Consider the following 7,388-nt stretch of genomic DNA (forward strand, 5'->3'; position numbering starts at 1 on the left):
CCACACTCGCGACATGACCGGACGCTGGGCTCTCGCCCCGGCCGAGGACGGCGGCGTGGAGGTCGCCGCCCTCGGCCCGGACGGGCTGCTCGCGGGGTCCGTGGTCAAGGAGGGGGATCTCGTCGGGGCCGTACGGGCGCGGCCCGAGGTCACCCGGTGGGTGTGGCGGTCCACCGCCGACGTCCAGCACCGGCTGCTCGCCGCGGGGGTGCGCGTGGACCGGTGCTACGACGTCGAGGCCGCCGAGACCCTCCTCCTCGGCCATGAGGGGCGCCTCGGCGAGCCCCGGTCGGCCGCCGCCGCGCTGGCCCGGCTGCGCGGCGGCCCCGTACCCCCGGATCCCCCGCAGCGCGCCGCCGAACCGGGCGCCCAGTCCTCCCTCTTCGAACCGCGCCCCACCCACATCCCCCTCCAGGACCTGGTCGCGGTCTACGCGGACCAGCAGCGCCGTCACGACACCACCGCCCACCCCGGCCGGATGCGGCTGCTCACCGCCGCCGAGTCGGCGGGCATGCTCGTGGCCTCGGAGATGAACCGGACCGGGCTGCCGTGGCGCGCGGACGTCCACCGCGAGGTGCTGCACGACCTGCTCGGCGAGCGGTACGCGGGCGGCGGCGAGCCCCGGCGCCTGGCCGAGCTGGCCGAGGAGGTGTCGGCCGCCTTCGGCCGCCGGGTCCGCTGTGATCTGCCCGCGGATGTCGTCAAGGCGTTCGGGCAGGCCGGGATCAAGGTGCGCTCCACCCGCCGCTGGGAGCTCGAGTCCCTCGACCACCCGGCCGTGCGGCCCCTGCTGGAGTACAAGAAGCTGTACCGCATCTGGGTCGCCCACGGCTGGTCCTGGCTCACGGACTGGGTGCGCGACGGCCGCTTCCGGCCCGAGTACCTGCCGGGCGGTACGGTCACGGGCCGCTGGGTCACCAACGGCGGCGGCGCGCTGCAGATCCCCAAGGTCATCCGGCGGGCCGTGGTCGCCGACCCCGGCTGGCGGCTGGTCGTGGCCGACGCGGCCCAGATGGAGCCGCGCGTCCTCGCCGCGATCTCCCGCGACCCGGCGTTCATGGAGGTCGCGGGCCGTACGGCCGACCTCTACCAGTCGGTGTCGGACCGCGCGTTCTCCGGCGACCGCGCCCAGGCCAAGCTCGCGGTGCTCGGCGCGATCTACGGCCAGACCTCCGGCGACGGCCTGAAGAACCTCGCCGCACTGCGCCGCCGCTTCCCGAGAGCGATCGCGTACGTCGACGACGCGGCCCGCGCGGGCGAGGAGGGCCGGCTCGTACGGACCTGGCTCGGGCGGACGTGCCCACCGGCGAGCGGGGCGTCCGAGAACGCGACGGAGGAGGCAGGCATCCCGCAGGAGGGCCCCTCGCCCACGGAGGTCCCGCCGCCTGCGGACGGCTCGTCGCCTGCGGAACCAGAGCAGTGGATACCGGGCTACGCGTCTCCCAACCCCCGGGCCCGTGGCCGCTTCGCACGCAACTTCGTCGTGCAGGGCAGCGCCGCCGACTGGGCGCTGCTCCTGCTCGCCGCCCTCCGCCGGGCCTGCGCGGGCCTCGCCGCCGAGCTGGTCTTCTTCCAGCACGACGAGGTGATCGTGCACTGCCCGGCCGAGGAGGCGGACACGGTGGCCGCGGCGATCCAGGAGGCCGCGGACCTGGCGATGCGGCTGACGTTCGGCGAGACGCCGGTACGGATCCCGTTCACGACGGCGGTGGTGGAGTGCTACGCGGACGCGAAGTGACGGTCGGCCGACCGGCGACCGGCGACCGGCGAACGAGATGACAGGTAGTCGGTAGACGAGACGACGGGTGGCCGACTACGACTAGATGACCGGCGGTCGGCCGAGTCGGGTGAGGCGCCACACCGTGCGCCAGCGCATGGGTCGTCTCTCGCCGCCCGAGGTCCGCAGCCCCTCCATGAACCCGCCGAACCAGGCCCTCAGCCCGCCCGCCGAGCGCGTCCGCAGGAGCGTGACGGCCGTCCACACCCCGAGGTGGACCGGGATGAGCAGGAGAGGCAGCCGCCGCCGTACGAGCCACACCCGGTTGCGCGCCGTGACCCGGTAGTAGATGGCGTGGCGGGCAGGCGAGGTCTTCGGGTGCTGGAGCAGCAGCTCGGGCGCGTACAGGATGGTCCAGCCCGCGTCGGCGGCCCGCCAGGCCAGATCCGTCTCCTCGTGCGCGAAGAAGAACTCCGCGGGCCAGTCGCCGGTCTGGGCGAGCATGGCCATGGACAGCGCGTGCCCACCGCCGAGGAACCCGGTCACCGGCCCACCGCGCATGGGATCGGTGGCGCCGACCCGCGGCACGTGCCGCCGCTGGGTCTCGCCGTGCTCGTCGGCGATACGGAACCCGACGATGCCGAGCCGGGGATCGGCCGCGTACAGATCCCGTACGCGCCGGAGCACATCGGCGTCCACGAGCAGCCCGTCGTCGTCGAGGTCGACCACGATGTCGACGTCCCCGAACTCCCGCAGCCTGGCGAGGGCCACATTGCGACCGCCGGGGCAGCCGAGGTTCTCGTCGACCTCGATACAGGTGACCTCGCCGGGCAGGCCGAGGCGTTCGGCGAACTCGGGCAGCGGGCAGCCGTTCCCGACGATGACGATGCGGGCCGGGGCGAGGTCCTGCTTGGCCACGGACTGAAGGAGGGCGTCGACCTCGGCGGGCCGATTGCCCATGGTCACGACGGCCACGGCGATACGGGGCCCGGACCGCGAATCCGGCTGTGCCACGACTTCCACCCCATCCCCACCGACAACTGTGCAGGCGATGCTAGCCGTTCACCGAGAAGACGCCCGATGTCAGCTCACCGGGAAGGCGCCCGGCCATCGTGGCCGCCACCGCCCGGGACGGCTGCCGGGCTGATCTTCCGTCCGTACGGGCGGGCGCGCGCTCCCCCGCACGGGCGGCCCCGGCGCGGGACCCGCATGTACCCTGGCCACGACCGCGCGCAGTGCACCAGAAGAAAGGGGGCGGAGGATCGGAGCCCGTGAGGCGCCGTGATTCCCACCGCCGATGCCGTCCACCCCACGGGTTGGTTCACCCAAGGAAATCTCCAGCCCGAGCAACCCTCGTGTGAAGGAACTCGCCGCTCTCCGCCGCCGGCGGAACCGGCAGAGCTCCCAAGTGACCCTCGTGGAGGGCTACGAGGAACTGGACCTCGCCCTGCGCGCCGGTGTCCGCCCCCGCGAGCTGTACTTCTGCCCCGCGCTGACCGGCGACTCGGACCCGCGGAACGTGGTGTCCCGCGCCGCCGAACGGGGAGCCGCGCTCTACAGCCTGAGCCGCCAGGCCTTCGACAAGGCCGCCTACCGCGAGGGCCCGGACGGCTGGCTCGCCGTCGTCCCGGACATCGAGACCGACCTGTCCCGTATCGAGGTCGACGAGCACGCCCTGTTTCTCGTCTGCGAGAGCGTCGAGAAGCCCGGCAACCTGGGTTCGATGCTGCGCACCGCGGACGCGGCCGGTGTGACCGCCGTGATCTCGGCCAACCCCGTGACCGACTGGGGCAACCCGAACGTGATCCGGGCCAGCAAGGGCACGGTGTTCGCCGTCCCGATCGCCTCGGCGGGCTCCGAAGAGGTCATGAACTGGCTGGCCGAACACGCGGTCAACGTCGTCGCCACCACCCCCGACACGGACGTCCTGATGGCGGACCTCGACATGACCGGCCCCACGGCCGTCCTCGTCGGCAGCGAGAAGTACGGCCTGTCGGACCGCTGGCTCGCGGGCAGCCACACCAAGGCGAAGATCCCGATGTTCGGCCAGGTCGACTCCCTCAACGTCGCGGTCTCGGCGGCCCTCTTCACCTACGAGGCCGTACGCCAGCGCATGACGTCGCGCAAGGGCTGAGCCGCCCGACGCCGGGAGCGCGGACGAGAGGGCCTAGCCCGACCGCGCCACCCCGAGCAGCCTCAGTGCCGCCTCCGGCAGTTCATGGCCCTTGAGCCACACCGCGTGCAGCAGCCTGCGCAGCGGGACCGCCGGATCGACCTCGACCTCGACCAGGCGGCCGTGGCCCACGTCCTCCTGAACGGCCAGTGCGGAGAGCACCGCGGGCGCCAGGCCTCGGGCGACGGCGCTGCGCAAGGGCGCGGTGGAGCCCAGTTCGAGGACCGGCACGGCCACACCGTCGTACGGGCGCAGCGCCTTCTCCAGGGTTTCGCGGGTGCCGGAGCCGGGCTCGCGCAGCAGCAGCGGGGTGTCGGCGAGTTCACGGCCGCTCAGCGGGCGGCGGCGCCGAGCCCAGGGGTGACCGGGGGCCACGACCACGGCGAGGCGGTCCCGGCCGACCACGGTGCGGTGCAGGTCGTCCGGCACCCAGGGGCCCTCGACGAAGCCCAGGTCGCAACTCCTGCGGCGCAGCGCCTCGATCACCCCGGAGCTGTTGGTGACGGTGAGCCCGACATGCGTGTCCGCCCCCTCTTCGCGCAGCGCGACCAGCCAGCCCGGCATCAGTTCCTCGGCGATGGTCAGACTCGCGGTCACCAGGAGCCGGTGATCCTGCCGGGAGCGCAGCGCGGCGGCGCCCGCGACCAGCGCCTCGGCCTGTTCGAGCAGGGAGCGCGCCCAGTCGCCGACCACGGCACCGGCCGGGGTGAGCCGGGAGCCCGAGGGGGAGCGGTCGAGCAGCCGCAGGCCCAGGCGCCGCTCCAGCGTGCGTATCCGGGCGCTCGCGGAGGGCTGGCTGATGCGCAGCCGCGCGGCGGCCCGCCCCAGGCTCCCGGTCTCGGCGACGCAGACCAGCAGTTGCAGGGCGTGCAGATCGGGGAGCGGTCGCGGATGCGCGTCGGAGGACTCAGGGACCAGGGCCATAGGGGAACTCTATGACCTGCCCACGAGATCGCGTCTAGCGAGCGGCGCACGCCGGGCGCAGGCTGAAAATCATGGTCTTCGCCGGTCCCGAACGCCGCACGCCCGATGCGCGCCCCACCCCGCTCCCCGCCACCCCGCGCAAAAACGGCGCCGTGCCGGGTCTCGCGCTCGCCGCCGTCGGCGTGGCGGCGGCCTTCGGGGTGCACGCACTGGTGCCCGCCGTACCGACGCTCACCGTCGCCGTCGTGCTCGGTGTCGTCGCGGCGCATCTGCCAGGCGCCGCTCCCCTCGTACGCGGTGTCGCCCGGCCCGGCCTCTCCCTGGCGGGCAAGCGGCTGATGCGGCTCGGCATCGTGCTGCTCGGCCTGAAGCTGAGCCTTGGCGACGTGGCCGGGCTCGGCTGGCAGTCCCTGGTCATGGTGGTCGCGGTCGTCCTGATCACGTTCTTCGGGACGCGGTGGATGGGCCGCAGGATCGGCCTCTCCGACGACCAGTCGCTGCTCGTCGCCACCGGCTACTCGATCTGCGGCGCCTCCGCGATCGGCGCGGTCAGCGGCGTGCTCGGCAAGGACAAGGGCGACGCGCGGCACGAGGCGGAGGTCGCCTCGTCGGTCGCCCTGGTGACGCTCTGCGGCACGCTCGCCATCGCCGTACTGCCGCTGCTCAAGGCCCCGCTCGGCCTGGACGCGACGCAGTTCGGGCACTGGGTCGGCGCCAGTGTGCACGATGTCGGACAAGTCGTCGCCACCGCCCAGACCGCCGGACCCAAGGCACTGACCGAGGGGGTCCTGGTCAAGCTGATCCGGGTCGCCATGCTGGCGCCGCTGGTCGCGGGGGTGGCCCTGAGCCGCCGCCGCAAGAACGTCGGACACCCCGCGAACGGCGACGGCAGCCGACCCGCCCTGCTGCCCCTGTTCGTCGTCGGCTTCCTGGCGATGGTCGTCCTGCGCAGCACCGAGTTGCTCGGCAGCGAAGTACTCGACACCGCGAACACCGCGCAGGAACTGCTGCTCGCCGCTGCCCTGTTCGGGCTCGGCAGCGCGGTGCACCTGCCGACCCTGGCCCGCACCGGCGGCGCCCGCATGGCACTGCTCGGCCTGGGCTCCTGGCTGGTCGTCGGCGCCGCGGCGTACGCCGGGGTCATGCTGACGACCTGAGACCGCCGAGCAGGACGGGTACGCCGGGCCCTCCGGTATCAGCGGCGGTCGGCGTGACGATCGGGACCATGGTCGAAATGTCGAGGGACGTTCACCTACCCGCCCGCTTGATCGCTTATTGATAACGGGTCTAGCCCAACGCGCGGGGTCGCTGTCCCACATCCCGCGCGACGCCGAAAGGAAAGACCGTGGACCGAAGATCCCTTCTGAGCGCGACCGCTGGAGCCCTGGCGCTCGGAGGTCTCGCCCAGGCGCCCGCCGAGGCCGCACCGGCCGCCACCGGCAATGGCGGCAAGCTTGTCACCACGTTCAACGTCATCAGCGACATTCAGGGCGACCTCAGCGACTTCACCGAGGCGCTCAAGGACATCAAGGCCACCAACCCGCACTCCTCGGGCATGGCCGTCGCCGGGGACATCACCCCGCGCGGCTACGACTTCGAATACGCCGAAGTACAGAAGGCGTTGGACCAGGGCCCCAAGCCGCACAAGGTCGCCTGGGCCATAGGCAACCACGAGTTCTACGTCCCCAAGTGGGCCGACCCGGACACCCTCGCCCAGGACACCTGGCCCAACGGCACCACCGAGGACTCCCTCTTCCGCAGCTTCTACCGCTTCGCCAAGCGTTCCACGATCTACGCGGAGACGACGTTCGGCGGCATCCCGGTCCTGACCATCGGCACCGAGCGCTACATGAAGTACCACGACAACTCCCTGTGGGACGAGGTGTGGATCAGTGAGGCGCAGTTCCAGTGGCTCGAGGACCGCCTGCAGTACTGGGCGCGGCGCCGCAAGCCGGTCATGGTGATCACCCATCACCCGCTGCCCAACACCGTCTCCGGTACCCGCAGCAAGATCTACATGAGCGACTACCTCCAGCCCGACCGTCTTCTCGGTCTCCTCGGGCGCTACCGCGACGTGTTCCTGTTCAGCGGCCACACCCACTGGGACCTGACCCTGTCCGACTGGTATGTACGCCGGGTCGTGCCGGGCACCGCCAACATCGACGGCTTCTCGGTGATCAACACCGGTGCGGTGCAGACCGGTTTCGCCGACAACGGCCAGGGCGGCGAGGTCACGGTCCCCGGACACTTCAACCAGGGACTCCAGGTGGACGTGTACCGCGATCGCGTCGTCATCAAGGCACGCGACTTCGCAACCGGCAACTGGATGAAGCAGATCTCCGTCCCGCTTGCCACACAGATCTGACCCCGGGCCGGGCAACGCCGCCAGGGCCCGGCGACGTTGCCCGCCTGTAAGGCCGATCAGCCAAGGAAACACGAAAACCCCAGCTCAGACACTGTCCGGGCTGGGGTTCGGATGGAGCCGCCTTCGGGATTCGAACCCGAGACCTACGCATTACGAGCTCAAGATCGAAGGTGACTAGGAGGTTCAGGCCATGCCGCCCTATGACGGAA

The 7,388-nt window shown here is 72.0% G+C and carries 6 protein-coding genes; 4 read left to right on the forward strand and 2 right to left on the reverse strand.

Annotated features, from left to right (window positions below):
• Positions 1 to 13 precede the first annotated feature (13 nt).
• Positions 14 to 1,738, forward strand: a complete 1,725-nt coding sequence (locus ACZ60T_RS32090) for a bifunctional 3'-5' exonuclease/DNA polymerase (RefSeq protein ID WP_469669154.1) — start codon at positions 14 to 16, stop codon at positions 1,736 to 1,738.
• An 81-nt stretch (positions 1,739 to 1,819) separates the two neighbouring features.
• On the opposite strand, the gene ACZ60T_RS32095 is transcribed toward ACZ60T_RS32090, so the two are convergent.
• Positions 1,820 to 2,731 (reverse strand): glycosyltransferase family 2 protein, encoded by a 912-nt coding sequence (locus ACZ60T_RS32095; RefSeq protein ID WP_469669155.1) that lies wholly within the window; start codon positions 2,729 to 2,731, stop codon positions 1,820 to 1,822.
• Between the two features lie 283 nt (positions 2,732 to 3,014).
• Between ACZ60T_RS32095 and ACZ60T_RS32100 the strand changes: the two genes are divergently transcribed.
• A complete protein-coding gene (locus ACZ60T_RS32100) occupies positions 3,015 to 3,851 on the forward strand; it encodes a TrmH family RNA methyltransferase (protein ID WP_469669157.1) in 837 nt (278 codons plus the stop codon).
• Between the two features lie 33 nt (positions 3,852 to 3,884).
• Here the strand turns inward: ACZ60T_RS32100 and ACZ60T_RS32105 are convergent, their stop codons facing one another.
• A complete protein-coding gene (locus ACZ60T_RS32105) occupies positions 3,885 to 4,814 on the reverse strand; it encodes a LysR substrate-binding domain-containing protein (RefSeq protein ID WP_469669159.1) in 930 nt (309 codons plus the stop codon).
• Positions 4,815 to 4,885: 71 nt separating this feature from the next.
• Between ACZ60T_RS32105 and ACZ60T_RS32110 the strand changes: the two genes are divergently transcribed.
• Positions 4,886 to 5,971, forward strand: a complete 1,086-nt coding sequence (locus ACZ60T_RS32110; RefSeq protein WP_469669160.1) for a YeiH family protein — start codon at positions 4,886 to 4,888, stop codon at positions 5,969 to 5,971.
• Positions 5,972 to 6,159: 188 nt separating this feature from the next.
• Positions 6,160 to 7,179, forward strand: coding sequence for a metallophosphoesterase family protein (locus ACZ60T_RS32115; RefSeq protein WP_469669161.1), 1,020 nt, complete (start codon positions 6,160 to 6,162; stop codon positions 7,177 to 7,179).
• Positions 7,180 to 7,388 lie beyond the last annotated feature (209 nt).

The organism is Streptomyces sp. NPDC104371, assembly GCF_055583785.1.

What these genes read in the sequence shown, in the direction of transcription:
- ACZ60T_RS32110 (WP_469669160.1), top strand. Translation starts at nt 4,886, where the DNA reads ATGGTCTTCGCCGGTCCCGAACGCCGCACGCCCGATGCGCGCCCCACC.
- ACZ60T_RS32105 (WP_469669159.1), bottom strand. Translation starts at nt 4,814, where the DNA reads ATGGCCCTGGTCCCTGAGTCCTCCGACGCGCATCCGCGACCGCTCCCC.
- ACZ60T_RS32100 (WP_469669157.1), top strand. Translation starts at nt 3,015, where the DNA reads ATGCCGTCCACCCCACGGGTTGGTTCACCCAAGGAAATCTCCAGCCCG.
- ACZ60T_RS32090 (WP_469669154.1), top strand. Translation starts at nt 14, where the DNA reads ATGACCGGACGCTGGGCTCTCGCCCCGGCCGAGGACGGCGGCGTGGAG.